The 25,554-nt window shown below is 69.9% G+C and carries 26 protein-coding genes; 8 read left to right on the top strand and 18 right to left on the bottom strand.

Annotated elements, in window-relative coordinates:
• Positions 1–187: 187 nt before the first annotated feature.
• From C2865_RS40570 to C2865_RS06695, 3 genes are read right to left on the bottom strand one after another with little or no spacing between them, the layout of a single operon-like run.
• Positions 188–499 (bottom strand): VapC50 family PIN domain-containing toxin, encoded by a 312-nt coding sequence (locus tag C2865_RS40570; protein ID WP_232835403.1) that lies wholly within the window; start codon positions 497–499, stop codon positions 188–190.
• Complete coding sequence (locus tag C2865_RS40565) at positions 487–738, bottom strand: hypothetical protein (RefSeq protein ID WP_232835402.1); 252 nt, start codon at positions 736–738, stop codon at positions 487–489. The genes C2865_RS40570 and C2865_RS40565 overlap by 13 nt, the downstream gene beginning before the upstream one ends.
• Positions 738–1,196: an excisionase family DNA-binding protein gene (locus C2865_RS06695; RefSeq protein ID WP_106397339.1), complete on the bottom strand. Its 459-nt coding sequence runs from the start codon at positions 1,194–1,196 to the stop codon at positions 738–740. The genes C2865_RS40565 and C2865_RS06695 overlap by 1 nt, the downstream gene beginning before the upstream one ends.
• 61 nt (positions 1,197–1,257) lie before the next feature.
• On the opposite strand from C2865_RS06695, the gene C2865_RS40560 reads away from it, so the two are divergent.
• The gene (locus C2865_RS40560) at positions 1,258–1,383 is read left to right on the top strand and encodes a hypothetical protein (protein WP_408608296.1); all 126 of its coding nucleotides are present in this window, start codon (positions 1,258–1,260) and stop codon (positions 1,381–1,383) included.
• Between the two features lie 366 nt (positions 1,384–1,749).
• Positions 1,750–2,505, top strand: a complete 756-nt coding sequence (locus tag C2865_RS06690; protein ID WP_106397338.1) for an SDR family NAD(P)-dependent oxidoreductase — start codon at positions 1,750–1,752, stop codon at positions 2,503–2,505.
• 155 nt (positions 2,506–2,660) lie between these two features.
• On the opposite strand, the gene C2865_RS06685 is transcribed toward C2865_RS06690, so the two are convergent.
• Genes C2865_RS06685 through mshA form a run of 3 tightly spaced genes read right to left on the bottom strand, consistent with a single transcriptional unit; the run spans position 2,661 to position 5,184 of the window.
• Positions 2,661–3,407: a phosphoglyceromutase gene (locus tag C2865_RS06685; protein WP_106397337.1), complete on the bottom strand. Its 747-nt coding sequence runs from the start codon at positions 3,405–3,407 to the stop codon at positions 2,661–2,663.
• Between the two features lie 29 nt (positions 3,408–3,436).
• Positions 3,437–3,940: a type III secretion system chaperone family protein gene (locus C2865_RS06680; protein ID WP_198652992.1), complete on the bottom strand. Its 504-nt coding sequence runs from the start codon at positions 3,938–3,940 to the stop codon at positions 3,437–3,439.
• Positions 3,937–5,184, bottom strand: coding sequence for a D-inositol-3-phosphate glycosyltransferase (mshA, locus tag C2865_RS06675; protein WP_106397335.1), 1,248 nt, complete (start codon positions 5,182–5,184; stop codon positions 3,937–3,939). Before mshA ends, C2865_RS06680 begins: the two co-directional genes overlap by 4 nt.
• Positions 5,185–5,300: 116 nt before the next feature.
• Between mshA and C2865_RS06670 the strand changes: the two genes are divergently transcribed.
• Together C2865_RS06670 and C2865_RS06665 are read left to right on the top strand one after the other, a co-directional pair.
• Positions 5,301–6,065 (top strand): SDR family NAD(P)-dependent oxidoreductase, encoded by a 765-nt coding sequence (locus C2865_RS06670; protein ID WP_106397334.1) that lies wholly within the window; start codon positions 5,301–5,303, stop codon positions 6,063–6,065.
• 62 nt (positions 6,066–6,127) lie between these two features.
• The gene (locus C2865_RS06665) at positions 6,128–7,186 is read left to right on the top strand and encodes a hypothetical protein (RefSeq protein WP_106397333.1); all 1,059 of its coding nucleotides are present in this window, start codon (positions 6,128–6,130) and stop codon (positions 7,184–7,186) included.
• Here C2865_RS06665 and C2865_RS06660 read toward each other — a convergent pair.
• Genes C2865_RS06660 through C2865_RS06650 form a run of 3 tightly spaced genes read right to left on the bottom strand, consistent with a single transcriptional unit; the run spans position 7,177 to position 10,760 of the window.
• The gene (locus tag C2865_RS06660) at positions 7,177–7,983 is read right to left on the bottom strand and encodes a class I SAM-dependent methyltransferase (protein ID WP_106397527.1); all 807 of its coding nucleotides are present in this window, start codon (positions 7,981–7,983) and stop codon (positions 7,177–7,179) included. The two genes, C2865_RS06665 and C2865_RS06660, sit on opposite strands and share 10 nt — an antisense overlap.
• Positions 7,984–8,001: 18 nt before the next feature.
• A complete protein-coding gene (locus C2865_RS06655; protein ID WP_106397332.1) occupies positions 8,002–9,063 on the bottom strand; it encodes a hypothetical protein in 1,062 nt (353 codons plus the stop codon).
• Positions 9,064–9,065: 2 nt separating this feature from the next.
• Complete coding sequence (locus C2865_RS06650) at positions 9,066–10,760, bottom strand: DUF2207 domain-containing protein (RefSeq protein WP_106397331.1); 1,695 nt, start codon at positions 10,758–10,760, stop codon at positions 9,066–9,068.
• A 226-nt stretch (positions 10,761–10,986) separates the two neighbouring features.
• Between C2865_RS06650 and C2865_RS06645 the strand changes: the two genes are divergently transcribed.
• The 3 genes from C2865_RS06645 (at position 10,987) to C2865_RS06635 (ending at position 12,327) form a co-directional block, all read left to right on the top strand.
• Positions 10,987–11,382, top strand: a complete 396-nt coding sequence (locus C2865_RS06645) for a helix-turn-helix domain-containing protein (RefSeq protein WP_106397330.1) — start codon at positions 10,987–10,989, stop codon at positions 11,380–11,382.
• The gene (locus tag C2865_RS06640; RefSeq protein WP_106397329.1) at positions 11,379–11,876 is read left to right on the top strand and encodes a hypothetical protein; all 498 of its coding nucleotides are present in this window, start codon (positions 11,379–11,381) and stop codon (positions 11,874–11,876) included. Before C2865_RS06645 ends, C2865_RS06640 begins: the two co-directional genes overlap by 4 nt.
• Before the next feature lie 100 nt (positions 11,877–11,976).
• Positions 11,977–12,327, top strand: coding sequence for a DUF2516 family protein (locus tag C2865_RS06635; RefSeq protein WP_269802692.1), 351 nt, complete (start codon positions 11,977–11,979; stop codon positions 12,325–12,327).
• Positions 12,328–12,358: 31 nt separating this feature from the next.
• Here C2865_RS06635 and C2865_RS06630 read toward each other — a convergent pair whose 3' ends face one another.
• The 3 genes from C2865_RS06630 to C2865_RS06620 all read right to left on the bottom strand — a co-directional run bounded on the left by C2865_RS06630 (position 12,359) and on the right by C2865_RS06620 (position 14,454).
• Positions 12,359–13,087: an SGNH/GDSL hydrolase family protein gene (locus tag C2865_RS06630; protein ID WP_106397328.1), complete on the bottom strand. Its 729-nt coding sequence runs from the start codon at positions 13,085–13,087 to the stop codon at positions 12,359–12,361.
• Between the two features lie 135 nt (positions 13,088–13,222).
• A complete protein-coding gene (locus C2865_RS06625) occupies positions 13,223–14,107 on the bottom strand; it encodes a M56 family metallopeptidase (RefSeq protein ID WP_106397327.1) in 885 nt (294 codons plus the stop codon).
• The gene (locus C2865_RS06620) at positions 14,104–14,454 is read right to left on the bottom strand and encodes a BlaI/MecI/CopY family transcriptional regulator (RefSeq protein WP_106397326.1); all 351 of its coding nucleotides are present in this window, start codon (positions 14,452–14,454) and stop codon (positions 14,104–14,106) included. Before C2865_RS06620 ends, C2865_RS06625 begins: the two co-directional genes overlap by 4 nt.
• A gap of 81 nt (positions 14,455–14,535) precedes the next feature.
• Here C2865_RS06620 and dtd point away from each other — a divergent pair, with 81 nt between their 5' ends.
• Complete coding sequence (gene dtd / locus C2865_RS06615; RefSeq protein ID WP_106397325.1) at positions 14,536–14,961, top strand: D-aminoacyl-tRNA deacylase; 426 nt, start codon at positions 14,536–14,538, stop codon at positions 14,959–14,961.
• A gap of 43 nt (positions 14,962–15,004) precedes the next feature.
• Here dtd and C2865_RS06610 read toward each other — a convergent pair whose 3' ends face one another.
• From C2865_RS06610 to rpoB, 6 genes are all read right to left on the bottom strand, one after another.
• Positions 15,005–15,496, bottom strand: a complete 492-nt coding sequence (locus tag C2865_RS06610; protein WP_232835401.1) for a hypothetical protein — start codon at positions 15,494–15,496, stop codon at positions 15,005–15,007.
• 66 nt (positions 15,497–15,562) lie between these two features.
• Complete coding sequence (gene ygfZ / locus C2865_RS06605; protein WP_106397323.1) at positions 15,563–16,510, bottom strand: CAF17-like 4Fe-4S cluster assembly/insertion protein YgfZ; 948 nt, start codon at positions 16,508–16,510, stop codon at positions 15,563–15,565.
• The gene (locus C2865_RS06600) at positions 16,507–16,923 is read right to left on the bottom strand and encodes a Fur family transcriptional regulator (protein ID WP_106397322.1); all 417 of its coding nucleotides are present in this window, start codon (positions 16,921–16,923) and stop codon (positions 16,507–16,509) included. The genes ygfZ and C2865_RS06600 overlap by 4 nt, the downstream gene beginning before the upstream one ends.
• Before the next feature lie 251 nt (positions 16,924–17,174).
• Positions 17,175–17,699: a heme-binding beta-barrel domain-containing protein gene (locus C2865_RS06595; RefSeq protein WP_106397321.1), complete on the bottom strand. Its 525-nt coding sequence runs from the start codon at positions 17,697–17,699 to the stop codon at positions 17,175–17,177.
• Positions 17,700–17,888: 189 nt separating this feature from the next.
• Positions 17,889–21,779, bottom strand: a complete 3,891-nt coding sequence (locus C2865_RS06590) for a DNA-directed RNA polymerase subunit beta' (RefSeq protein WP_106397320.1) — start codon at positions 21,777–21,779, stop codon at positions 17,889–17,891.
• A gap of 11 nt (positions 21,780–21,790) precedes the next feature.
• On the bottom strand, positions 21,791–25,261 hold the full coding sequence (gene rpoB, locus C2865_RS06585) for a DNA-directed RNA polymerase subunit beta (protein WP_106397319.1): 3,471 nt from the start codon (positions 25,259–25,261) through the stop codon (positions 21,791–21,793).
• Between the last annotated feature and the right edge of the window lie 293 nt (positions 25,262–25,554).

Below are 25,554 nucleotides of genomic sequence, written 5' to 3'. Positions count from 1 at the left end.
CGCGCCTCGGTGCGCGGCCCCTTCACAGCCGGGCCGAGGGTGCCGGTGGGCGAGGAGCGCTCACAGGGCGGCGGCTTCGCCTACGCCGCCTGGGCCAGAGCGCCTGGGCCCGACATGTGTCCTTCCGGAACCCGGCCCGGCGTCTGATCTTCCCTGTCTGCGCAGCGCCTTGCTCCCGCGCGCATTCTCAGTCGCGAAGGAGCGCGGCCGACTCCACCAGTCCCGCGCGTTCGAGAGCGTCCAGGATCGCGGCGAAGGTCTTCGGGGGACGTGTCCTGCTGTTCGCGATCTGGTGGACGCAATCACGCACGGTGCTCTCGTCGAGGTCGAGCTGGTCGAGCACGAAGTCGTCGGGGCTTTTGGCCTCGATTTCATAGCGTCCGAGCACGTCGGCGGGAAAATCCCTGAGGTTCGAGGTGACGACGAACTCCGCGCCGCTTTTGATCGCGGCCGCGAGAACGTGCCGGTCGTCCGCGTCGGGGAGCTTCAGGCCTTCCATGAGTTCCTCATAACCCCCGCCAGCGCTCCCGGCACGGCGGCGTTCATCCGCTCGCGCAGGACCGACAGCTTTTCAGCCGGGATGTCCGGCCTGTTGGCGGCGAGGTTGCGGGTCACCTCCTCCAGGATCGTGCTCGTCCAGCGTGCTTGGACCAGGCCCGACCTGGCGATCCGGATGAGCAGATCGCGGACTTCGTTGCCGTACAGCACGTTGGCGTCGTAGGCGGCCGTGAACGCCATCAGTAGAGGTCCAGTTCCTCGCTGAGAGCGATCAGGTCGTCGGCGGCCTTGCGGCTTTCGGCGTCGCTCTGCCGCTTGTAGGCCATGAGGTCTTCGAACAGGACGCGCCTATGGCGGCCGACCAGCCGGTAAGGGATCTTTCCCGCTTCGAGGAGGCCGATGAGGTAGGGACGGGAGACGTTCAGGACGTCCGCCGCCTGGCTCGTGGTCAGCTCGGCGTGGCTGGGCATCGCCGTGACGCCGCGGCCCTCGGCGAGCTGCGCGAGCATGTAGGCGAGCATGGTCACGACGTCGCGGGGCAGGACCAGTGCCTCCTCGCCCACCAGTTCGCCCGTGACACGGACGTTCTCGGTACCGGGGTGGGCTGCCAGGTAGTCCTTGATCCTGCGCAGGGCGCGGGCGGACTCCTGCGCGTCCACCTTGCCGGGCTCCAGGGATTTCGGTGTTCTCACCGCCATGACCGCTCCTCTCATACGCAGTATGTGCAGCAGATGCAATGAACGCAAACCTGAATCCGTCTTGGTCGTCACCCTCGCCGACCGCTACTACGGGCGCTTCGCCGACCACGCCGTCCACGTCGCGGGCGACATCGTCTACATGGTGACGGGCCAGCGCCCCGAGGACATCATCGACGAGTTCTCCTGAAGCCCCGTGAAGGGCGAAGGGGCCGCGCCTCGGTGCGCGGCCCCTTCCGCGTCTTCGCAGCCCTGTCCGCTGGACGGTGCTCCCGATCAGTGGACTCCTCCGGGGTGAGCGGCCCGTCCAGGGGGATGATGGCCTTTGCGGGTGTCGCCCCGGTTCGACGGGAATACCAGCGGCCTTACCCAGGGACACCTATCGAAAAGGGGGGGTTTCGGGGATGCGTGGCCGCTGAGCTCCATGGCGCACTCGCTCGGCACCCGGCCAAGGCATGCACTTGGTCACAGAACACCGAAAGAAACGTTTGCGGAGACGTGCGCAGCCGCTTCCACCGATGGCGCGCCCTCGCAGACGCTCATGAAAGGAAGCGCCATGAACAACCCCGGCCTGCAAGGAAAGTCGGCCATCGTCACCGGGGGCGCCTCCGGCATCGGCGGCGCCATCACGAAGCTGTTCGTCGCGCGCGGGGCCCGGGTCGTCGTCGTCGACCTGCAGCAGGAGGCCGGGGAGGCCCTCGTCCGCGAGCTGGGGGACTCCGTGGTCTTCCTGCAGGGCGACGTCTCCGACCCGGCCGTCGCGCAGGCCGCCGTGGCGGCCGCCGTCGAGCGCTTCGGGAAGCTCGACGTCCTGGTGAACAACGCGAGCGCGTCGCGGCAGAAGCCGTTCGAGGAGCAGACCGACGACGACTGGGACCTCGCCATGGGCAGCGGCCTGTACGCCACGCGCAACTTCATGCTCGCGGCCCTGCCGGAGCTGAAGAAGACCGGCAACGCGTCGGTCGTCAACTTCGGCTCCGGCGCCGGACTCGACGGCCAGCCCAACCAGGCCTCCTACGCGGCGGCGAAGGAGGCCATCCGCGGCCTCAGCCGGGTCGTGGCCAACGAGTGGGCCCCGTTCAACATCCGCGTCAACGTGGTCTGCCCCATGGCCCTGACCGCCGGGGTGGCCCAGTGGGCCCAGGCGCGCCCCGAGCAGTACGCGCAGTCCGCGGCCAAGGTGCCCCTGGGCCGCTTCGGCGACCCCGACGAGGACGTCGCGCCCATCATCGCCTTCCTCGCGAGCGACGACGCCCGGTACATGACCGGGCAGACCGTCATGGCCGACGGCGGCGCGATCAAGCTCCGCTGACCCGTGCCCCGCGGCGGGGCGCGGGCCTCCCGCGCCCCGCCCGAGCGGGCCCTCGCGACCCGTGCCGCGGCGTCCGCGCCCGCGGGGGAACGGACGCCCCGGCGGAAGGCGAAAGGGCCGTGCTGGATCAGCACGGCCCCGTCCGAAGGATCCGGTTACTTCTTGCCCTGGTTCTTGACGGCCTCGATGGCGGCCTTGGCGGCGGCCGGGTCGAGGTACTCGCCACCGCGCTTGCGGGGGACGTAGTCGGCGTCGAGCTCGTACTTCAGGGGGATGCCGGTGGGGATGTTGAGGCCGGCGATCTCGTCGTCGGAGATGACGTCGAGGTGCTTGACCAGGGCGCGCAGGGAGTTGCCGTGGGCGACGACCAGGACGGTCTTGCCGGCGGCGAGGTCGGGGACGATCTCGTCGTACCAGTAGGGCAGGAGGCGGTCCACGACGTCGGCCAGGCACTCGGTGCGGGGGATCAGCTCCGAGGGCAGGCCGCCGTAGCGCAGGTCGCCGACCTGGGACAGGGGGTCCTTGTCGGCGATGGGCGGGGGCGGGGTGTCGTAGGAGCGCCGCCAGACCTGGAACTGCTCCTCGCCGAACTCCTCCAGGGTCTGCGCCTTGTTCTTGCCCTGGAGGGCGCCGTAGTGGCGCTCGTTGAGGCGCCAGGAGCGCTTCACCGGCAGCCACAGCAGGTCGGCGGTGTCCAGGGCGATGTTCGCGGTGCGGATGGCCCGCTTGAGGAGGGACGTGTGCAGCACGTCGGGGGTCAGGTCGGCGTCGAGGAGCAGCTCGCCCGCCACCGCGGCCTCGCTCTCGCCCTTCGCGGAGAGGTCCACGTCCACCCAGCCGGTGAACAGATTCTCCGCGTTCCACACACTTTCACCATGCCGGAGCAAAACCAAGGTCGCCATGGTCGCCCATCCTAACGAGAAGGCTCAGGTCAGCGGTTTCTGGGATCGGCGAAACGCGCGAAGGCCTGCAGGTTGGCCAGGGACTCGCCGCGCGAGACCCGCCAGTCCCACTCCTTCTGGATGGAGGTCTTGAAGCCGAGTTCCAGGGCGCGGTCGAAGTTCTCGTCGCTGTAGGCCAGGGCGCAGCCGAGGACGCGGTCGATCTCCGCGGGGTCGGCCGCCGCCGACAGGGGGATCTTGCCGGTCAGGTAGACGTCGCCGGCCTCGTCCAGGGTGAACGACAGGCAGTACATGCGGCCGTTCTTCTCCAGGAGCCAGCGGTAGAACTGCGTGTGGTTCTCGTCCGGCTGCCGGCAGAAGAACGCCTCCACGTGCACGCTGTAGGGCCCGACGATCAGCCACACCATCGTCGCCAGCTTGTGCTCTCCGGGGAGCCTGACGAAGAAGGAGCCCTCCCGGGGCACCTCGTAGGTCAGCTCCGAGTCCTCCAGGACCTTCCGGATCGTCTCGACGGCCGCCTCTACCGCGCTCATGCGCACACCCGATCACTCACAGCGCTTTTGTATACCCCCAGGAGCCGTCCCGCAGTCGCGTCCCAGCCGAACACGCGGGCGTGGCGTACGGCACCTTCGCCGAGCCGGGCGCGCAGCAGCGGCTCGTCCGCCAGGCGCCCCAGGACGGCGGCGTAGTCGCGGGGGTCGTGTCCGTTCACCAGAAGGCCGGAGACGCCGTGTCCGACGGCCGTGCGCAGTCCTCCCACGGCCGAGGCCACGACGGGCGTACCGCACGCCTGGGCCTCCACGGCGACCAGCCCGAAGGACTCGTTGTGGGACGGCACCACCGTCACGTCCGCGGCCCGGTACCACTCGGCCAGCTCCGGCTGGGCCTGCGGCGGCTCGAACCGGACGATGTCCGTCAGGCCCAGCCGCGCCGCGAGCTTCTGCAGCTCCTCGGGGCGCTCCTTGCCCGATCCGGACGGCCCGCCCACGATCACCACGACCAGCCGGGACCGCAGCTCGGGCCGGCGTTCCAGCAGCTCGGCCGCCGCCCGTACGAGCACGTCGGGCGCCTTCAGCGGCTGGATCCGCCCCACGAAGAGCAGCATGTAGGCGTCTCGGGGCAGGTTCAGCCGCCGCCGGGCCTCCTCCTGGTCCCCCGGACGGAAGACGTCCAGGTTCACGCCGGGCGCCACGGTCTGCACCCTTCGGGAATCGGCCTCGTAGAGGTCGACGAGCTCCCGCGCCTCGTCCGAGGTGTTGGCGATCAGCTGGTGGGCGTCGGCGACGATCTGCTCCTCGCCCGCGACCCGCAGCACGGGCTCGGGCGCGTCACCGGCGGCCAGGTTGGCGTTCTTGACCTTGGCCAGGGTGTGCATGGAGTGCACCAGCGGCACCCCCCAGCGGTGCGCCGCGACCCAGCCCGGCTGCCCGGAGAGCCAGTAGTGCGAGTGCACGAGGTCGTAGTGGCCCGGTTCGTGGGCGGCCTCGACCCGCAGGAGCCCCGAGGTGAACTGGCACAGCTGCCGCGGGAGCTCCCTCTTGTCGAGCTCCTCGAACGGCCCCGCCGTGAGGTGGCGGACCAGCACGCCGGGCGCCAGCTCCACCGCCGGGGGCAGCTGCCGGGAGGTCGCCCTGGTGAAGATGTCGACCTCTATGCCCCGCTCGGCCAGCCGTTTCGCGGTCTCCACGATGTAGACGTTCATGCCCCCCGCGTCGCCCGTACCGGGCTGGTCGAGAGGCGAGGTGTGCACGGAGAGCGTCGCGACCCGACGGACCACGGGACCTCGCTTCGGTCGAGAACAGAACAATCCGGTCACTTGAAACTACCTACGAACCAGGCTTGTTCCCCCACCCACCCCCGGACACTCGTGGCATATGCGCCAAGATGGGATATATGCGTAAGACTGCTGTGATCACCGGTGCGAGCAGCGGTATCGGCGCTGCCACCGCCCGCCGCCTGGCCGCCGAGGGTTTCGACGTCGTGGTGGCCGCCCGCCGCCGGGACCGGCTGGACGATCTGGTCAAGGAGATCGAGGCCGCCGACCCGGCGGGCCGGCGCGGCTTCGCCCGGGCCGTCACGCTCGACGTGACCTCGGAGGAGTCGGTGGCCGCCCTCGCCGCCGGGCTGCGCGAATGCCACGTCCTGGTCAACAACGCCGGCGGCGCCCACGGCCTGGAGTCCGTCGCCGAGGCGGTCACCGAGGACTGGCGGGTCATGTACGACACCAACGTGCTGGGCCTGATGCGCATGACCCGTGCCCTGCTGCCCAAGCTGGTCGCCGGCGCGGGGCATGTGGTGAACGTCACCTCGCTGGCCGGGCACGTCCCCTACGTGGGCGGCGGCGGCTACAACGCGGCCAAGCACGCCGCGGTCGCCGTCAACGAGGTGCTGCGCCTGGAACTGGTCGACCGGCCCGTCCGGATCACCGAGGTGGCCCCCGGCATGGTCAAGACCGAGGAGTTCTCCCTGGTGCGCTTCCGGGGCGACGCCGAGGCCGCCGAGCGCCCCTACGAGGGCGTCGAGGCCCCCCTGGTCGCCGAGGACGTCGCCGACTGCATCGCCTGGGCCGTCACCCGCCCCCCGCACGTCAACATCGACCGCATCGACGTCCAGCCCCGCGCCCAGGCCGCCCCCTACCGGATCCACCGGACCTCCTAGCCCGCATGCCCCGCTTCCCCTAGGGTTGCCCCGCAGATCCCCCCATAGCAGGAGGAAGCATCATGCGGATCGTCGTCGCCGCCACGGTCGTCGCGGGTGTGCTGCTCGTGCCGCAGCCCGCCTCGGCCGCGCCGGGCTGGAAGGACGCCGGGAGCAAGGCGTTCAAGAGCGCGGGGGCGCTGCTGCAGGTCGCGGCGGTGAACAAGAGGACGATCTTCGCGATCAACGAGAACGGGAAGCCGTTCCACTGGAACGGCAGGAAGTGGACGGCCAAGAAGGCGCCCTTCAGGTTCCGGCCCACCGGGATCGCGGCGAGCAGCGCCCGCAGCGCCTGGGCGGTGGGTTACACGGGGGTCACGCCGGTCGCGGCCCACTGGAACGGCAGGAAGTGGAAGAAGGTCGGCTACCAGGGGGCGAAGTTCGGGCCCCTGGACCTCCCGCTCATCCCGCTGTCCCTCTCGGCGGGCAAGGACGGCGCCGTCTGGTCCGTGGCGGGGCTCAACTCCAAGAACGACGGGGCCAGCGCCGTGCGCCGCTGGAACGGCAGGGCGTTCGTGAACGTGAACGTCCCCGGGGCCGCCGGCGCCTCGCTGACGGCGGTGTCCGTCCGGGGCAAGGACGACGTCTGGCTGGGCGGGACGACCACCGCCAACGGCACCCAGGTGGTGGCGACGGTGCTGCGGCTGAGCGGCGGCAAGTGGAAGCAGCTCGCCGCGCCGGGCGGCTCGTGGGGCGTGGTCGGCCAGCCGCACAACATCATCCAGGAGATCGCCGCCGCCGGGCCCGGGAAGGTCTGGGCGATCCGGGCGCAGAACGGCGGTGGCCTGCTGCGCTGGAACGGCTCGAAGTGGTCCGAGGCCGCCTCCCCGCTGATCTCGCACTACGCCCTCGCCCCCGACGGCGGCAGCGGCGCCTGGACGATCCCCTCCCCCGGCACGGGCAAGACGCGGTCGCAGTACCTCCACTGGGCCGGCAAGTGGCGCACGCTGCGCGGTCCGGACCGCAAGAAGAACACCTACATCCACGACATCGCGCAGATCCCCGGCACCAGGCAGATCGTCGCCGTCGGCAGCGTCGAGAAGAACAAGAAGCAGCTGCCCATCGTCGAGTTCTACCGGTAGGGCGCGACGGCCTCCCACGGCAGGGTCAGCTCGCCCAGCCGCCAGCGGCGGCGGCCGCCGAGGGGCGGGCGCGTGAGCACCGGCCAGCGCCGCCGGGCCAGCGCGACGGTCGACAGCCAGCGCTGCCGGGGGCCGAACACCGACTGGGGGGCCGCGACGGCCCAGGCGCGGTCCAGGTCCCGGAGAAGGTCGTAGATCCGCTCGCCGGGGACGTTGCGGTGGATCAGCGTCTTGGGGAGCCGCTCGGCCAGCGCCGACGGGCGGGGCAGGTGCCGCAGGTCGGCGGCGAACGTGACGGTCGCCGGGCCGCTCCGGTCGAGCGCCGCCCACACGTGCCGCCGGCCGATCTCGTCGCAGGTCCCCTCGACCAGCGTCCCGCCGGGGGCCAGTCCCTCGCGCAGCCGGTCCCACACGCGCCAGGCGGTGTCCTCGTCGTACTGGCGCAGGACGTTGGCCGCCCGCACCAGGTCGGGTGCCCGCTCGACGGGCAGTTCGAAGCCGCCGAGCCCGAACGACAGGCCCGGGTAGCGCCCCCTGTGCGCCTTCAGGAACTCCCTGGCGGTCTCCACGCGCTCCTGGGCGATCTCCAGTCCCACGACCCGGACGTCCGGCCGTACGGCCCTCAGGCGCTCGTACAGCTCCACGGTCGTGACGGGTGAGGCCCCGTACCCGAGGTCGACGACCAGCGGGTGCTCCGGGAGGCGGAGCGTCGCCGCCATCCACAGGTCCTGGCGCCGCAGCCGGTTGGCGTTGGTGGTCCCCCTGGTCCTCTCCCCCTCCGGCCTACGCGCGCGCACGCCGTCCAAGGTAAGGGCTCAGGAGAACATCTCCAGCATCGGGAACTTCCGCTCCTTGGGCTCCTTCTGCTGGAGGCCGCCGACGGAGACCACGCGGGAGGTGCCGGGGATCAGGTCGAGGTCGCCGAGGCCGACGACGCCGTTGCGGCGCGGCCCGGTGAAGGACTTCCAGCGGCCCTTGCTCCACAGCAGGTAGGGCGCGGCCTTCGCGTCCGAGCGGCTGTAGGGGAGCACCCAGACGCCGCCCGCGCCGTCATGGGTGAGGGTCAGCGCGCCGACGCCGCCGGGGAGCCTCCGCTCGCGTACCCGTTCGCCGTCCCAGCGCAGCAGGGTGGTCTCCGTGGAGCCGCGCAGCGCCCACGCCTTCCCGTCCCCGTCCGCGATGATCTTCGTGACCGCCTTGTCGGCGGCCCCCTTCAGCGCGATGCGCTTCCAGGACCTGCCGTTCCAGCGCATCAGCAGGGGCTCGACCTCGTCCTCGCCGACGCGGCGGCCGCCGCCCAGCCAGATGTCCTTCTTCGACGCGACGGCGACGGTGGCCAGGGACGCCCCGGACGGCAGCGGCACCTTCATCGGCCGCCACCTGCCGTCCTTCCAGCGCTGGACGGTGTTGACGCCGTCGAACACGTGCCGGGCGACGGAGACGGCGGTGCCGTCCGGGGCAGCGGCGAGGTCCACGGGCGCGCCCGGCCCGGGGAAGGCGACCTCGCGCCATTTCCTGCCGTTGTAGTGGAGGGCGTGCGCCGCGGAGAGCGTCACGCCGGTGAGCCACGCCTTCTTCGGGCCGGAAACGGCCAGGCCGGCCGGAGCGAACCTCCAGCCGGCCTTGGCGCGCTTCCACTTCCCGCCGTTCCACTTCCACAGGGCCAGGTCGTTGTCGGGACCCTCCACCCCGGCGGCCCACCCGTGCTGGTCCCCGGCGAACTCGACCTGGTTGAGCGATCCGACGAGCCGCGGCCCCGGCCCCTGCTGGGCGCGCCACTTCGGCTTGCCCTTCGGCGCCGCGTGCACCGCCGCGCCGGTCGATCCGGCGGCCAGTGCCACGGCCAGCGCCGCCGATCCCGCGACCCGTCCGATCATCGCTACTTCCCTACGTACGGTCGGGACTGCGCCAGCGCACCCGACAGGGCGAAGGTGAAGGCCCGCATGGAGTCGGCGAACTTCGACAGGTCCCACTCCGCCGGGCCTTCGTACCAGTAGAGGTTGTCGCCGCCCTGCACCCCCGCGTCCTCCACGGTCCGGGCCCAGGGTCCGACGACGTCGAACACCACTGCGTACGGAAGATAACGGGAGAAGAGTGCAATTCGCTGCCGATCGGGCACCTCGGCCGCCTCCCCTCGCCGGAGGTGGTCACGAAAGCCCAGCGTGTGGGCCAGGACCGTGGAGCCCTTGCCGGTCTTGGCCGGCATGTGCCTGCCGAAGAAGGCCATCGCCAGGCCGAAGGCGAGCACCGCGAAGCCGACCAGCGCGTAGTTGGTGAGGACCGCCAGCACGACGGTCCCCACCGCCGCCAGCGCCGTGACGACGTGGCCGGCGACCGTCCAGCGGGACCGGACGGCGTCGGGCCGCCGGGCGAACCAGCCCTGCGCGACCACGTCCTCGTACAGCGCGCTGCGCACCTGGGCGAGCTTGTGCGCGAAGGTGCCGCCGAGCTGGGACAGCCGGACGCGCTCGCCCATGAGGAACAGGCCGTCGTAGAGGATCTGCTCGTACGGGTGCAGGTCGTTGACCGGGCGGTTCAGCCTGCGCAGCGCCCAGTCGCTCTTGCCCTCCTCCTCCTCGACCAGGAGGTAGCCGCGGACGGCGAGGTCGATGATGCTCGCCGTCACGTCGATGACGTCGGCCTGCTCGTCGATCAGCGTGCCGATCTGGCCGGGGCGCACCCCGTCCGGCGGCTCGAACCCGGCCTGCCCGTCGCCGGTGGCCGTCAGCGGCACCCGGACGCTGGAGTCGGCGCGCTTGTCGCGGCCGCGCAGGAAGTACAGCAGCGCCAGCCCGCCGACCAGCAGGACGAGCAGGGCCGCCAGCGCGCCGCCCGTCACCGCGTTGATGGCGAAGGATGTCGCCAGCGTCTTGCGCTCGACGTAGGAGGGGCCGCCGCTGGTCGCCTCCGGAGGCAGGCCCGAGACCACCGTCAGGTACTCGTCGGGAAGCATGTTCTGCTGCCCGTAGACCGCCCGCCGCCGCTTCATCTTCGTGCTGAACTCGCTGCACCCGATGACGCTGCTGAGCGTGCCCGCGAAGCAGTTGACGTTGCGGATCATGACCCCCGTGTCGAGGACCACCGCGGCCTCCTGCACCGGGACCCGCCAGCCGCCGACGGCCGTCCAGCGCAGCTCCTGGCCCTGCGGGAGCGGCAGGATCGCGCCCGCCACGTCGTATTCGAGCGTGACGGTCTGCCGCCCGGAGGCCTGCGGGCCGCTCACCTTCACCAGCGTCCGCTCGTCCTCCTGTGCCAGTGACGCGGTGTAAGGCTGCGTCACCTGGAGGTTCTCCACCTCGAAGACGCGGTCCCGCTTCCCGTCGTGGTGGATGCGGGTGCTGTAGACCCGCTCGAAGCCGTCCCCTCCGGCTCCGAAGTCATACGTGATGATCTCTTTCGCGTGCAGTACCCCGTCGGTCCCGAGGGTGAGGAGCACCTCGTCACGGACCACCCGGTCATCGGCGGTGTCGGCCGCTGCGGCCGCCACGGTGTCCGCGGCGTGCGCGGGCCCGGGGGAGGCGGCCAGGAACAGCAGGACCAGGGGGGCGGCTAGCAGCCGTATACGACCCAGCATGTGCACAAAGCGTAGTGGGTACCACTCAGCGCCACTATGCGAACTTGAGCAAGCTCAAATGCTTGCAGGAGCACGCATTCTTCCTCACTTTGCGTCAGCGACCGGAAACAGTGGAACGAGAAAAGGCCACCGCCGTCACGAGATCATCGCGCCCTGTGATCGGACTCACCCGAAAGAACACCCCCTGGCGCTTGCAATAGCAAGCATCAGCAAGCAGGGTGGAGACATGGCAGGTCCGAAGGTCGGCTCCATCGGGGAGTACATCCGGGAGCAGAGGCAGCGCGCGAAGATCTCGCTCCGCCAGCTGGCGGAGCAGGCGGGGGTGTCCAACCCCTACCTCAGCCAGATCGAACGCGGGCTGCGCAAGCCGAGCGCGGAGATCCTGCAGCAGATCGCCAAGGGTCTGCGCATCTCCGCCGAGGCCCTCTACATCCAGGCCGGCATCCTCGAACACCGCGAGGCGGACACGGACGTGCAGACCGCGATACGCGCCGACATCTCTCTTTCCGAACGGCAGAAGCAGGTGCTGCTGGACATCTACGAGTCCTTCCGGAGGGAGAACGCAGCCGACACCGGGCCTGAGCACGAGGCTCTACCCGACAGAGAGGATCAGGAAAGATGACTCTGGCCGAGAAGATCAGGGACAACAAGGCCGTCTACACCGGGGCCGGAGCGGTCGACCTGGCCGTCGAGAAGCTCCGTGAGATGCCCGAGACCATCACCAAGGTGCGCGCCGAGCTCACCGAGAACTACGGCAAGTACCGCGTCACGGTGCTGGAGAACGTCAACGACGTGCGCGGCGAGGTGAACGAACGGGTCACCAAGGCCCGCACCACCGCCACCGTCCGGCTCAACGAGGTCAAGGCCAACGTGGCCAAGGCCCAGGGCAAGACCGAGGCCGTCTCGATCCAGGACTACGTCGCGACCATGACCGCCAAGGTCAACGGGGTCATCGAGGAGCTCGCCGAGCGGGGCCGCACGGTCATCAACAAGGCCGCCGACGAGGTCGCCTCCGAGGCCCAGGAGGCCAAGTCGGTGGAGGCTCCCGCCGCCGCCAGGCCCGCCAGGACCACCACGGCCGCGCGCAGGCCCGCCGCCCGCAAGGCGACCGACTGAGCCGCCACGTGCGGCGTCTCCCTGTTCTGCCCGCCCCCATCCGGAACCTTCGGGTGGGGGCGATTGTTCTGTAAGGTGACCACAGCGGAACCTCGGGAAGGTGATCCTCTTGCTCGGCAGCATCCACAACGGGCTGGCCTACGTGTTCCTGGCGCTGGCGATCATCGCGTTCCTGATGGAGGCCTTCGCCCTGTTCGACGTCGTCCGCCGCCCCGCCCAGGCGTTCCCCGCGGCCGGCAAGCAGACCAAGAAGATGTGGGTGATCATCCTGGGGTTCGCGACCCTCTTCGGATTCGCCTCCGCGGTCGGCTTCCCCGGCATGGGCGCCCTGGGCATCTTCTCGATCGCCGCGTTCATCGCCGCCGTGATCTACCTCGCGGACGTCCGCCCCGCCGTCAAGGCGATCGGCGGGGGCGGCCACCGCAACATGGGCCCCTACGGTCCCTGGTAGCCCGCTCCCCCCGTCACGAGCCCGCGCGCGGTCAGCCCGCCGCGGGCTTGTCCATGCCCAGCCGGGTCAGCGCGGCCAGCATCTTGTCGGCGAAGTAGGCGTTGCCCGTCTCGTTGGGGTGCACCTCGTCCCGCCGGATGTACAGGTCGGCGTTGCCGGTGCCCCTGCTCACGTCCCCGGTGATCCACTTCTCCGCCAGCGGGTCGACGAAGGGCACCTGGAGCTGCCCGGCGACCGTGCGCATGACGTCGCGGACGGCCAGCGCCGGCTTCGTCGGAGTCCCGCCCCACATCGGCCCGACCAGCACCAGCGGCACCCCGGGCCAGCGCTCCTTGATCCCGTTGACCAGCTGCCAGACCGCGTCGTTCAGCCCGTTCAGCGGGTGCTTGCGGTTGGCGTCGTTGTGGCCGCCCGCGACGATCACCAGGTCCGGGGCGGGCCGCCAGGCGAGCTGGTCGGCGAACAGCCGGGTGAAGTCCTTGCCGACCCTGCCGCGGGCCAGGAAGCCCGTGCCCGGCCAGCCCCCGATGATCGCCTGCCAGCCGAGCTTGCGGGCCAGGTCGCCGGCGTACGTGCGCTCCGGCGACACCTTGCCGGTGCCCGCGGTGTAGCTGTCCCCGAGGAACATCACGACGGGCGCCCGCTGCGTCTGGGGCGTGCTCGACGTCGCGGGGGGACTCTCGGGTCCGGCCGCCGGAGAGGCGGAGCATCCGGTGAGCAGCGCGAGCGCCGTCAGACCGCACGTGAGTTTCCGGCGCACGGGCTCCCCTGCACTATGAAGACGACACGAAGCGGCCGGGTCCATGGAGCGGGCCCGGCGAGACCACGGTGAACCACCCGGGGCACATCACCGGGTTCCCGAAGGTGGACCGCATTCTAACGGTGCCGGGCCCTGTCAGTGCGGCAGTACCCACAGCAGCAGCGGACCCGAGGTCAGCAGGACGGCCGACACCAGGGCCGCCGACTGCACCCAGGCGGGCCGGGGCGCCGGGTTGAGCAGCCGCTGCACCCGCGCCATCACCGGACCGCCCTCGGGCAGCGCCGACAGGGCGCAGGAGGGCGTCGCGGCCGAGGGCGCGGTGGCGAAGCGCAGCAGCGCCTTGGCCAGCTCCCTGGGCGGGCGGTCCTGCAGCGCGCGGTCGTCGGCGGTCATCTCGATGAGCAGCGCGACGGCGTCCAGCGACCGGGCGACCAGGCCGATGCGGGGCAGCGAGGTGAACGGCAGCAGCACCAGGTCGTGGCGCTCCCTGGCGTGGGCGTGCTCGTGGGCGAGCACCGCGTCCAGCTCCCGGGAGTCCAGCAGTTCCAGCGTGCCCGCGCTGATCACGATCTTGGAGCGCATGCCGGGCACGCAGTAGGCGGCGGCCTCGGGGTGGTCGACGACCAGGGTGCCGCCCCTGCCGGTGCGGCGGGCGATCAGGCTGAGCAGCGCGCGGTGCCGCGCGCGGGCGCGCACCACCCGGAAGCCCGACAGCAACAGCATGCCGATGAGGGAGCCGGCCAGCGCCATCCCGGCCAGCAGCGCCGCCTTGTGGTGCAGGCCGAGACCCGAGCCGTCCTCCGACAGCGCGAACAGGCCGTGCAGCACGCCCGCCCCGTAGGGGGAGAGCGCGAAACCGAGCAGCGCGCCGATGGTCGCCAGACCCCAGGCGAGGCCGAGCGCCTGCCAGAGCAGGATGCCGATCCGCGGTGTGCGCCAGGTCCAGCGGGCGCGGGAAAGCAGCTCCGCGCCCGGAAGAGTCGCGAGAGACAGGGCCGCGAGCGCCACCCAGCTCGTCACTCGAGGTCCTCCAGGACGCGGCGGAGCGCGGCGGCCTCGTCGCCGGTGACCGAACGGGCGAAGTGCGCCAGGGCGGCGTCGCGGTCGCCGCTGAGCGCCAGGGCGCCCAGCATGAGCTCGGCGACGTACCCCTCGCGGGTGTCGGCGGGCCGGTACGACCAGGCGCGGCCGTCCCGCTCGCGGGCGAGGAAGCCCTTCTTGGCCAGGCGGTCCAGAACCGTCATCACCGTGGTGTGCGCGAGGTCCCGGTCGGCCAGTGCCCGCCCCACCTCGCGTGCCGTGGCCGGTGCTTCCCTGGCCCACAACACTTCCATCACAGCGCGTTCGAGCTCTCCCAGACCTTTCACGTCTTTTATCCTACCCTGTGACTCAGGACACACCGTAGTACTACGGGAGGTCGTTCCGAAGCGGCCTGGGAGACTGGGCGCATGCGTGCGGTGGTCCAACGGGTGAGCGAAGCCTCTGTCAGCGTCGGCGGCGAGGTCGTGGGCGAGATCCGCGGACCCGGCCTGGTGGTCCTGGTCGGCGTCACCCACGGCGACGACCCGGCCAAGGCCGCCCGGCTCGCCGCCAAGCTGTGGGGGCTGCGCGTCCTGCCCGGCGAGAGGTCCTGCTCCGACCTCGACGCCCCGCTGCTGGTGATCAGCCAGTTCACCCTCTACGGCGACACCGCCAAGGGCCGCCGCCCGTCCTGGCTGGCCGCCGCCAAAGGCGACGTCGCCGAGCCCCTCGTCGACGCCGTCGTGGACGCCCTGCGCGGCCTGGGCGCCACCGTGGCCACCGGCCGCTTCGGCGCCGACATGGCCGTCCGCCTGGTCAACGACGGCCCCGTCACCCTGATCGTCGAGGTCTGACCGTCCGGGGCCGCCCGCGGGCCGGAGCCCCCGGACTGGCGGGTCAGAGAAGGCCCCAGAGCATCCCGACGAGGGAGACGACCGTGCCGAAGGCGGCAAGGTACAGCAGGTAGCGGTCGTTCCTGTCCAGGCGGTGGCGGACGCGCGGGGCGACCAGGACCACCCCGGTGTCGCGGTTGGGTTCGGAGATCCGCGGGGTGTAGCGGGGGTTGTGGCGGCCGATGAGGTTCCACAGGCCGTCGTTCTTGACGTCCTGGTGGCGGCTGTCATGGGCGAAGATCCGGCCGCGCACCGGCTCGACGCACTCGAAGCCCTGCCTGGTCTTGACACGGCAGCGGGTGCGCACCATGCAGAACTCGTAGAAGCTCCACAGCAGCAGGGTGAGCAGCAGCACGCGCCAGTTCAGCATGACGGCGCCGTAGGTGCCCAGGACGGCGAACAGCAGCCACCAGGCGATCTGCTCGAAGTCCCGGTCGGCCCGGCGCCGGGGGGACTTGCGGGGCGGTACGGAGGGTTTGCGGGGCAGAGAGACCATGATCGCGTACCGCCTTCTTTCGGAAGCACACCTCGATCTTTGTTTATCCCAGATCCGCGAAGGTAATCACAGGCGGCGGCCCCGCAGCGCCGGATCGATCGTCACATTGGCCCCCGTGTCCGGCGAGACCACGACCTCCTGGGCCGCGGCGACCCCATCGGCGGTCAGCTGCGCCTCGACAGGCACGTTTCGTTTCACCAGGGCGAGCGCGATCGGGCCCAGCTCGTGGTGCCGGGCGGCGGACCCGACGAACCCCACCCGGCGGCCGTCCAGCTCCAGGTCGGAGCCGCGCGCGGGCAGCCTGTCGGCGCTGCCGTCCAGGTGCAGGAAGACCAGGCGGCGCGGCGGGCGGCCCAGGTTGTGCACCCGGGCCACGGTCTCCTGCCCCCGGTAGCAGCCCTTGTCCAGGTGCACCGCCGTGTCGATGAAGCCGATCTCGTGCGGGATCGTCTTGTGGTCGGTGTCGAGGCCGAACCTGGCCTTGTGCGCGGCGATCCGCAGCGCCTCGTACGCCCAGATCCCGGCGGGCGAACGGTCGGCGACCTCCGTGCCGCGCGGGACGATCAGGCTCGTCATGCCCGCGACGTCGGGCAGGGCCCGCTCCCCCTCCAGCCCGGCGCCGGTGACCACCTCGTACTCACCGGAGACGTCGGCGACCTCGACCCGCAGCAGGAACTTCATCCGCTCCAGGAAGGCCGCCAGCGCCGGGGCGGTGCCGGGCTCCACGTGCGCCCACACGGCCTCGCCGTCGTCCACCAGGGACAGGTGGTGCTCCAGGTGGCCGTTCGGGCTCAGCAGCAGCGCCTCGGCCGCCTCCCCCGGGCGCAGGCCCGCCAGATGCTGGGTGAGCAGGCTGTGCAGCCACGACAGGCGGTCCGGGCCCGCGACGCGGACCACGCCCCGGTTGGACCTGGCGACCACGGCCGAACCGGCCTCCAGCGCCTTCTGCTCGGCGTACGGGTCGCCGAAGTGGGCGGCCAGCGCCTCATCGGGAGCCTCTGCGTAGAACGTCATTTCCGGCACTCTCCACACCGTCCAAAAACCGTCAGATGGTGGACATCGGTCTCGAAGCCGTATCCCGTCTCCAGGGCCTGCACCAGGCCGTCCGCGACGGAGGGCGGCACGTCCTCGACCCTGCCGCAGCCGCGGCAGCGCAGGTGCACGTGATCGGCCTCGGTGGACAGGTGGTAGTTCGGCGGACCGTGCCCGACATGCGCGTGCTTGACCAGGCCGAGCTCCTCCAGGAGCTCCAGCGTCCGGTAGATCGTGGAGATGTTCACGCCCTTGGCGGTGCGCTGCACCTCGGCGCAGATCTCCTCGGGTGTCCCGTGCTCCAGCGAGGCGACCGCTTCCAGGACGAGCTGGCGCTGCGGTGTCACCCGGTAGCCGCGGGAACGCAGCTCCTCCTGCCAGGTGGTCTCTGCCATACCCCGATCCTATGCCGCGGGATAAATCGTTTGCCCTGTCCCGGACCATCGCATAGTTTCGGGTCACGCAGGAAAGGAGGTGGTCCACAACATGATTCATGCGAGGACTTGCGAGGTGGCTGCTCGCTAGGAGCGCCCGCTCGGGACATGAGTCTCCTGGCGAATCTCCAGCAGACACCCGATCCCCGGACCGCCGTCCAGTCCTGACGGCTCCCACTCAGGGAATGGTCCGGGGATCGCCCTTTTCTCCGCTACTGCCGCGCCTTCTTCAGCTGCGCCGACATGTGCACCTGCATCGGCTGCCCCTGGGCCGCCATCTCGTACACCCAGCCCAGGTCCCGCTCCGCCTCGCCGTCCTTGGCCGGGAACAGCCCGTACAGCCGCTTGCCCCCGGTCACCTCCTTGGCGGTCTGCGTGCGCGCCACCACGTCCGTGACCAGCTCCACCTTGTGGAAGGCCACCTCACCGGTGTAGATCTCCTGGATCCCCGTGGGGTGCGACAGCAGCACCTCCACCTCGCGGCCGCCGCCCGGAACCCGCCAGAACCCGGTCTCCATGGCCAGCGCCCGGCCCTGCTTGAAGTTCTCGTCCAGCAGCCAGGTGCGGCTCGTGTAGATCAGGTAGGGCTTCCCGATGTGCGTGAACGAGATCTGCTGCGTGAACCGGAACTGCTCGATCGTCGGGTAGTCACCGATCCCGTCCCCCTCCCAGGTCCCCACCAGCCATTCCAGCGCCTTGAGGTCGGGGTGCAGCTCATGCTCGAACACAATCTCCATGACTTCCAGCGTAGTGCTACCCCAGCCGCCCCAGAGCCCTGATCAGCACCAGGCACCCCACCGCCACGAGCGCCAGCACGCCCACCACCACGACCACGTTCGCCAGTCCCATGGGAGCGACCCTAACCGCAAACGGCGGACGCCCCGGGCACCTCGAAGGTGCCCGGGGCGTCCGCCGTGGAACGGGGACTAGCGGCCGTACTGGCCGAAGTCGTACTCCTCCAGGGGAACGGCCTCGCCGGAGCCCGTGCCGAAGGTGTACTCGCCGGCGTCGTCGTACGAGCCGACGCTGTACACCGCGGCCTTGGCCTCCTCGGTGGGCTCGACCCGGACGTTGCGGTACTGGGGCATGCCCGTACCGGCCGGGATGAGCTTGCCGATGATGACGTTCTCCTTGAGGCCCAGCAGGGAGTCGCTCTTGGAGTGCATGGCGGCCTCGGTCAGGACGCGGGTCGTCTCCTGGAAGGAGGCGGCCGACAGCCAGGACTCGGTGGCGAGCGACGCCTTGGTGATGCCCATCAGGACCGGACGGCCGGCGGCGGGGCCGCCGCCCTCGGCCACGACCTGGCGGTTGGTGCGCTCGAAGATCGGGCGCTCCACCAGGTCACCGGGCAGCAGGTGGGTGTCGCCGGCCTCCAGCACGTTCACGCGCTTGAGCATCTGCCGGACGATGATCTCGATGTGCTTGTCGTGGATCGACACGCCCTGCGACCGGTAGACCTCCTGGACCTCCTGGACCAGGTGGAGCTGCACGGCGCGGGGGCCGAGGATGCGCAGCACCTCGTGCGGGTTGACCGCGCCCTTGATCAGCTGCTGGCCGACCTCGACGTGGGCGCCCTCGAAGATGCCGTCCTCGAAGCGCGACCGCATCGACACCGGGTAGGCGATCTCGTCCGAGCCGTCGTCCGGAACGATGATGATCTTCCGGGTGCGGTCGGTCTCGTCGATCTTGACCCGGCCCGCGACCTCGGTGATCGGGGCGACGCCCTTGGGGATGCGCGCCTCGAACAGCTCCTGGACACGGGGCAGGCCGTGCGTGATGTCGCCACCGGCCACACCACCGGTGTGGAAGGTGCGCATCGTCAGCTGGGTGCCGGGCTCACCGATGGACTGCGCGGCGATGATGCCGACGGCCTCGCCGACGTCCACCCGCTTGCCGGTGGCCAGCGAGCGGCCGTAGCAGGCGGCGCAGACACCGATCTTGGCCTCGCAGACCAGGGCGCTGCGGGTGCGGACCTCCTCGACGCCGGCCTCGATCAGCCGGCTGATCACCGCGTCGGACAGGTCGGTGTCGGCCGGGAAGATGACCGTCCCGTCGACCACGACGTCCACCGCGATGGTCCGGCCGATCAGGCTGGACTCCGAGGTGCCGAGCTTGACCAGCGAGCCGTCCGCGGCCCTGTCGTTCTCGGCGATCCGGAACGGGATGGTGCGGTCGGTGCCGCAGTCCACCTCGCGCACGATGACGTCCTGCGCGACGTCCACCAGACGACGGGTCAGGTAACCCGAGTCGGCGGTCCGCAGCGCGGTGTCGGCCAGACCCTTGCGGGCGCCGTGCGTGGAGATGAAGTACTCCAGGACGGTCAGGCCCTCGCGGAAGGAGGACTTGATCGGCCGCGGGATGGTCTCACCCTTGGGGTTCGACACCAGACCACGCATACCGGAGATCTGCCGGACCTGCATCGGGTTACCGCGGGCGCCCGAGTTGACCATCATCCAGATGGGGTTGTTCGGGTTGCTCTCGAACTCGACCATCATGTCGTCCGCGACCTCCTTGGTCGCGTGCGTCCAGATCTCGATGAGCTCCTGGCGGCGCTCGTCGTCGGTGATCAGGCCGCGCTCGTACTCGCGCTGCACCTTGTCGGCGCGGCGCTCGTAGCCCTCGAGGATCCCCGCCTTGTTCGGCGGCGCGATGACGTCGTCGATGGAGATCGTGACGCCCGAGCGGGTCGCCCAGTGGAAGCCCGCGGCCTTCAGCGCGTCCAGCGCCGCGGCCACCTCGACCTTGGGGTAGGTCTCGGCGAGCTCGTTCACGATCGCCGACAGCTGCTTCTTGCCCACCTCGTAGTTGACGAAGGGGTAGTCCGCGGGCAGCGTCTCGTTGAACAGGGCGCGGCCCAGCGTGGTCTCGAGGCGGAACGGCTGGCCCGCCTCGTAGCCCTCGGGCGCCACCCAGCCGCGCGGCGGGACGGCGTCCTTGAACCGGATCTGGACCTTCGCCTGGAGCGAGAGCTCGTCGCGGTCGTAGGCCATGATCGCCTCGGCCACGCTGGTGAAGGTGCGGCCCTCGCCCGCGGCGTTCTCGCGCTCGCCGGTCAGCCAGTACAGGCCGATCACCATGTCCTGGGTGGGCATGGTGACGGGCTTGCCGTCGGAGGGCTTGAGGATGTTGTTCGTGGACAGCATCAGGATCCGCGCCTCGGCCTGGGCCTCGGCCGACAGCGGCAGGTGCACCGCCATCTGGTCGCCGTCGAAGTCCGCGTTGAACGCGGTGCACACGAGCGGGTGGATCTGGATGGCCTTGCCCTCGACCAGCTGCGGCTCGAACGCCTGGATGCCCAGGCGGTGCAGGGTGGGCGCGCGGTTGAGCAGCACCGGGTGCTCGGTGATGACCTCTTCCAGCACGTCCCACACGACCGGGCGGGCACGCTCGACCATGCGCTTGGCGCTCTTGATGTTCTGCGCGTGGTTCAGGTCGACCAGGCGCTTCATCACGAACGGCTTGAACAGCTCCAGCGCCATCTGCTTGGGCAGGCCGCACTGGTGCAGCTTCAGCTGCGGGCCGACGACGATGACCGAACGGCCGGAGTAGTCGACGCGCTTGCCGAGCAGGTTCTGGCGGAAACGGCCCTGCTTGCCCTTCAGCATGTCGCTGAGGGACTTCAGGGGCCGGTTGCCCGGGCCGGTGACGGGGCGGCCGCGGCGGCCGTTGTCGAACAGCGCGTCGACGGCCTCCTGCAGCATCCGCTTCTCGTTGTTCACGATGATCTCGGGCGCGCCGAGGTCGAGCAGACGCTTGAGCCGGTTGTTCCGGTTGATCACGCGGCGGTACAGGTCGTTGAGGTCGGAGGTCGCGAAGCGGCCGCCGTCCAGCTGCACCATCGGACGCAGGTCCGGCGGGATCACCGGGATGCAGTCCAGCACCATGCCCAGCGGGCTGTTGGTGGTGTTGAGGAACGCCGAGACGACCTTCAGCCGCTTGAGGGCGCGCGCCTTCTTCTGGCCCTTGCCCGAGCGGATGATCTCGCGCAGCTTCTCGGCCTCGGCGTCGAGGTCGAAGTTCTGCAGGCGCGCCTGGATGGCCGCCGCGCCCATGCCGCCGGAGAAGTACTTGCCGAAGCGGTCCCGCATCTCGCGGTAGAGCATCTCGTCGCCCTCGAGGTCCTGGACCTTGAGGTTCTTGAACCGGGTCCACACCTCGTCGAGGCGGTCGATCTCGCGCTGCGCGCGGTCGCGCAGCTGCTTCATCTCCCGCTCGGCGCCCTCGCGGACCTTGCGGCGCTGGTCGGCCTTGGCACCGGCCGCCTCCAGCTCCGCGAGGTCGGACTCCAGCTTCTGCTGGCGGGCCTCGACGTCGCTGTCACGGCGCTGCTCCAGCTGCTGGCGCTCGACGGAGACGTGCGCCTCCAGCGTCGGCAGGTCACGGTCGCGACGCTCGACGTCGACGCTCGTGATCATGTAGGCCGCGAAGTAGATGATCTTCTCGAGGTCCTTCGGGGCCAGGTCCAGCAGGTAGCCCAGCCGCGAGGGAACGCCCTTGAAGTACCAGATGTGGGTGACCGGGGCGGCGAGCTCGATGTGGCCCATCCGCTCGCGGCGCACCTTGGCCCGGGTCACCTCGACGCCGCAGCGCTCGCAGATGATGCCCTTGAACCGGACGCGCTTGTACTTACCGCAGTAGCACTCCCAGTCCCGGGTCGGACCGAAGATCTTCTCGCAGAAGAGCCCGTCCTTTTCCGGCTTGAGGGTCCGGTAGTTGATGGTCTCAGGCTTCTTCACCTCGCCGTGCGACCACTGACGGATGTCGTCGGCGGTCGCGAGGCCGATGCGAAGTTCGTCGAAGAAGTTGACGTCTAGCACTGGCTCCCCTCTCAGACTTCCTCGACGCTGGACGGCTCACGCCGAGACAGGTCGATGCCCAGCTCTTCAGCGGCCCGGAACACGTCCTCGTCGGTGTCCCTCAGCTCGATGTTCATGCCATCGCTGGACAGAACCTCAACGTTCAGGCACAGCGACTGCATTTCCTTGATGAGGACCTTGAAGGACTCGGGAATGCCGGGTTCCGGGATGTTCTCGCCCTTGACGATCGCCTCGTAGACCTTCACGCGGCCCAGGACGTCGTCGGACTTGATCGTCAGCAGCTCCTGGAGGGCGTACGCGGCGCCGTAAGCCTCCAGCGCCCACACCTCCATCTCACCGAAGCGCTGGCCGCCGAACTGCGCCTTACCGCCCAGCGGCTGCTGGGTGATCATCGAGTACGGGCCGGTCGAACGCGCGTGGATCTTGTCGTCCACGAGGTGGAGCAGCTTGAGGATGTAGATGTAGCCGACGGAGATCGGGTCCTTGAACGGCTCGCCGGAGCGGCCGTCGAAGAGCCTGGCCTTGCCGCCGGGGCCGACCATGCGCTCGCCGTCCCGGTTGGGGATGGTGCTCCCCAGCAGGCCCTGGACGTCCTCCTGGTGCGCGCCGTCGAAGACCGGCGTGGCCGTGTTGGTCCACGGCCCGGCCTCCTCCAGGCCCAGCGACTTGAGCTGGCGCTTCCAGTCGGCGTCGTCGCCCTCGATCTTCCAACCGCGGGAGGCGACCCAGCCCAGGTGCGTCTCCAGGACCTGGCCGACGTTCATGCGGCCCGGAACGCCCAGCGGGTTCAGGACGATGTCGACCGGGGTGCCGTCCTCGAGGAACGGCATGTCCTCGACGGGCAGCACCTTGGAGATGACGCCCTTGTTGCCGTGGCGGCCGGCGAGCTTGTCACCGTCGGTGATCTTGCGCTTCTGCGCCACGTAGACGCGGACCAGCTCGTTCACGCCCGGGGGCAGCTCGTCGCCGTCGTCGCGCGAGAACACGCGGACGCCGATGACCTTGCCGGACTCGCCGTGCGGCACCTTCAGGGAGGTGTCGCGGACCTCGCGCGCCTTCTCACCGAAGATCGCGCGCAGCAGCCGCTCCTCGGGGGTCAGCTCGGTCTCGCCCTTGGGCGTGACCTTGCCGACCAGGATGTCGCCGGTGACGACGTCGGCGCCGATGCGGATGATGCCGCGCTCGTCGAGGTCGGCCAGCACCTCCTCGGAGACGTTCGGGATGTCCCGGGTGATCTCCTCGGGGCCCAGCTTGGTGTCGCGGGCGTCGACCTCGTGCTCCTCGATGTGGATCGAGGACAGCACGTCGTCCTGCACGAGGCGCTGCGACAGGATGATCGCGTCCTCGTAGTTGTGGCCCTCCCACGGCATGAACGCCACGAGGAGGTTCTTGCCCAGCGCCATCTCGCCCTGGTCGGTGCAGGGGCCGTCGGCCAGCACCTGGCCGGCCTCGACCCGCTGGCCCTCGTCGACGATCGGCTTCTGGTTGAAGCAGGTGCCCTGGTTGGAGCGCTTGAACTTGGCGACGCGGTAGGTCTGGCGGGTGCCGTCGTCGTTCATGACGGTGACGTAGTCCGCGGAGACCTCTTCGACCACGCCGGCCTTCTCGGCGGTGATCACGTCGCCGGCGTCGGTCGCGGCACGGTACTCCATGCCGGTGCCGACCAGCGGCGCCTCGCTGCGCAGCAGCGGCACGGACTGGCGCTGCATGTTCGAGCCCATCAGGGCCCGGTTGGCGTCGTCGTGCTCCAGGAACGGGATCATCGCGGTGGCGACCGAGGTCATCTGACGCGCGGAGACGTCCATGTAGTCGACCTCGGAGGCGCGCGCGAGCTCGGTCTCACCGCCCTTGGTGCGGACCAGGACCCGGGCCTCGGCGAAGGAGCCGTCGGGGTTGAGCAGCGAGTTCGCCTGCGCCTTGACGTACCTGTCCTCCTCGTCGGCGGTCAGGTAGTCGATCTGGTCGGTGACCTTGCCCTCGATGACCTTGCGGTACGGGGTCTCGATGAACCCGAACGGGTTGACCCGCCCGAACGCAGCCAGCGAGCCGATCAGACCGATGTTCGGTCCTTCGGGCGTCTCGATGGGGCACATGCGGCCGTAGTGCGAGGGGTGGACGTCACGGACCTCCATGCCGGCGCGCTCACGGGACAGACCGCCCGGACCCAGCGCCGACAGGCGGCGCTTGTGGGTCAGGCCCGCCAGCGGGTTGGTCTGGTCCATGAACTGCGACAGCTGCGAGGTGCCGAAGAACTCCTTGATCGACGCCACGACCGGGCGGATGTTGATCAGGGTCTGCGGGGTGATCGCCTCGACGTCCTGGGTGGTCATCCGCTCGCGGACGACGCGCTCCATCCGGGCCAGGCCCAGGCGGACCTGGTTCTGGATGAGCTCGCCGACCGAGCGCAGGCGCCGGTTGCCGAAGTGGTCGATGTCGTCGACCTCGACCGGGATGGTCCGGCCGTTCGGCGCCGTGCACTCCTCCTCGCCCGCGTGCAGGCGGACCAGGTACTCGATGGTGGAGACGATGTCGTCCTCGGTCATGGTGCCCTGGTTCATCTCCAGGTCCAGGCCGAGCTTCTTGTTCACCTTGTAGCGGCCGACCTTCGCCAGGTCGTAGCGCTTGGGGTTGAAGTACAGGTTGTTCAGCAGCGTCTGCGCCGACTCCTTGGTCGGGGGCTCGCCCGGCCGGAGCTTGCGGTAGATGTCGAGAAGCGCCTCGTCCTGCCCGGAGGTGTGGTCCTTCTCGAGGGTGATGTTCATGGACTCGTACTGGCCGAAGCGCTCGCGGATGCGTGCCTCGTCCCAGCCGAGGGCCTTGAGCAGGACGGTGACGCCCTGCTTGCGCTTGCGGTCGATGCGCACGCCGACGTTGTCACGCTTGTCGATCTCGAACTCGAGCCACGCGCCCCGGGACGGGATGACCTTGCAGCCGTAGATGTCCTTGTCGGACGTCTTGTCCAGCTGGCGGTCGAAATAGACACCGGGTGAACGCACGAGCTGCGACACGACGACGCGCTCGGTGCCGTTGATGATGAAGGTGCCCTTGGGCGTCATGAGCGGGAAGTCGCCCATGAACACCGTCTGGCTCTTGATCTCGCCGGTGGTGTTGTTGATGAACTCCGCCGTGACGAACATCGGGGCGGAGAAGGTCATGTCCTTGTCCTTGCACTCATCGACTGAGTACTTGGGTGGCTCGAACCGGTGGTCCCGGAACGAGAGGGACATGGTCCCGGAGAAGTCCTCGATGGGACTGATCTCTTCGAAGATCTCTTCGAGACCCGACTGGGTGGGTACATCCCTACGGCCCGCATCCTGAGCCGCCTTGACCCGGGACTTCCACCGCTCGTTGCCGAGCAGAGTGTCGAAAGACTCTGTCTGGAGAGCGAGGAGATCGGGTACTTCAAGCGGTTCGTTGATGCGCGCGAAGGAGACGCGGTTCGGACCGGTCAGGGTCTTCGAGGCGTTGCGCGAGGCTGCCAAGAGTGGTCCTTCCGAGGGCTCGCGGCGGACTGTCGACGTGCACGCCAATGCATCCCCGAAAAACCCGTGACATGTGGCTGGCGACTGGCTCTGGAACTGCTGGAGACCGGATCGCGGCACCAAGATCACGGCATGGTTGCACGGAGGATAGCTAAAGGGCAGCGCAAAGGGGCAGTGTAGCCGAGTGCTACACCGCTGGCAAGCCTACGTTCGCTATGCACATCACAGTTGCCTCGCAGCATCGTCCCTCAGGGCTGCCAAGTCAAGGCCGCACAGGGACTTTTCGGGCTCTG

Source organism: Actinocorallia populi, assembly GCF_002995495.1.
Taxonomy (GTDB): Bacteria; Actinomycetota; Actinomycetes; order Streptosporangiales; family Streptosporangiaceae; genus Actinocorallia; species Actinocorallia populi.
The sequence above is the reverse complement of the archived record's forward strand: the minus strand, read 5'-3'. Positions and strand labels throughout refer to the sequence as shown.

Coding starts and splice junctions, on each gene's coding strand:
- C2865_RS40570 (WP_232835403.1), bottom strand. CDS start 499: ATGGAAGGCCTGAAGCTCCCCGACGCGGACGACCGGCACGTTCTCGCG.
- C2865_RS40565 (WP_232835402.1), bottom strand. CDS start 738: ATGGCGTTCACGGCCGCCTACGACGCCAACGTGCTGTACGGCAACGAA.
- C2865_RS06695 (WP_106397339.1), bottom strand. CDS start 1,196: ATGGCGGTGAGAACACCGAAATCCCTGGAGCCCGGCAAGGTGGACGCG.
- C2865_RS06690 (WP_106397338.1), top strand. CDS start 1,750: ATGAACAACCCCGGCCTGCAAGGAAAGTCGGCCATCGTCACCGGGGGC.
- C2865_RS06685 (WP_106397337.1), bottom strand. CDS start 3,407: ATGGCGACCTTGGTTTTGCTCCGGCATGGTGAAAGTGTGTGGAACGCG.
- C2865_RS06680 (WP_198652992.1), bottom strand. CDS start 3,940: ATGAGCGCGGTAGAGGCGGCCGTCGAGACGATCCGGAAGGTCCTGGAG.
- C2865_RS06670 (WP_106397334.1), top strand. CDS start 5,301: ATGCGTAAGACTGCTGTGATCACCGGTGCGAGCAGCGGTATCGGCGCT.
- C2865_RS06665 (WP_106397333.1), top strand. CDS start 6,128: ATGCGGATCGTCGTCGCCGCCACGGTCGTCGCGGGTGTGCTGCTCGTG.
- C2865_RS06655 (WP_106397332.1), bottom strand. CDS start 9,063: ATGATCGGACGGGTCGCGGGATCGGCGGCGCTGGCCGTGGCACTGGCC.
- C2865_RS06650 (WP_106397331.1), bottom strand. CDS start 10,760: ATGCTGGGTCGTATACGGCTGCTAGCCGCCCCCCTGGTCCTGCTGTTC.
- C2865_RS06645 (WP_106397330.1), top strand. CDS start 10,987: ATGGCAGGTCCGAAGGTCGGCTCCATCGGGGAGTACATCCGGGAGCAG.
- C2865_RS06640 (WP_106397329.1), top strand. CDS start 11,379: ATGACTCTGGCCGAGAAGATCAGGGACAACAAGGCCGTCTACACCGGG.
- dtd (WP_106397325.1), top strand. CDS start 14,536: ATGCGTGCGGTGGTCCAACGGGTGAGCGAAGCCTCTGTCAGCGTCGGC.
- C2865_RS06610 (WP_232835401.1), bottom strand. CDS start 15,496: ATGGTCTCTCTGCCCCGCAAACCCTCCGTACCGCCCCGCAAGTCCCCC.
- ygfZ (WP_106397323.1), bottom strand. CDS start 16,510: ATGACGTTCTACGCAGAGGCTCCCGATGAGGCGCTGGCCGCCCACTTC.
- C2865_RS06600 (WP_106397322.1), bottom strand. CDS start 16,923: ATGGCAGAGACCACCTGGCAGGAGGAGCTGCGTTCCCGCGGCTACCGG.
- C2865_RS06595 (WP_106397321.1), bottom strand. CDS start 17,699: ATGGAGATTGTGTTCGAGCATGAGCTGCACCCCGACCTCAAGGCGCTG.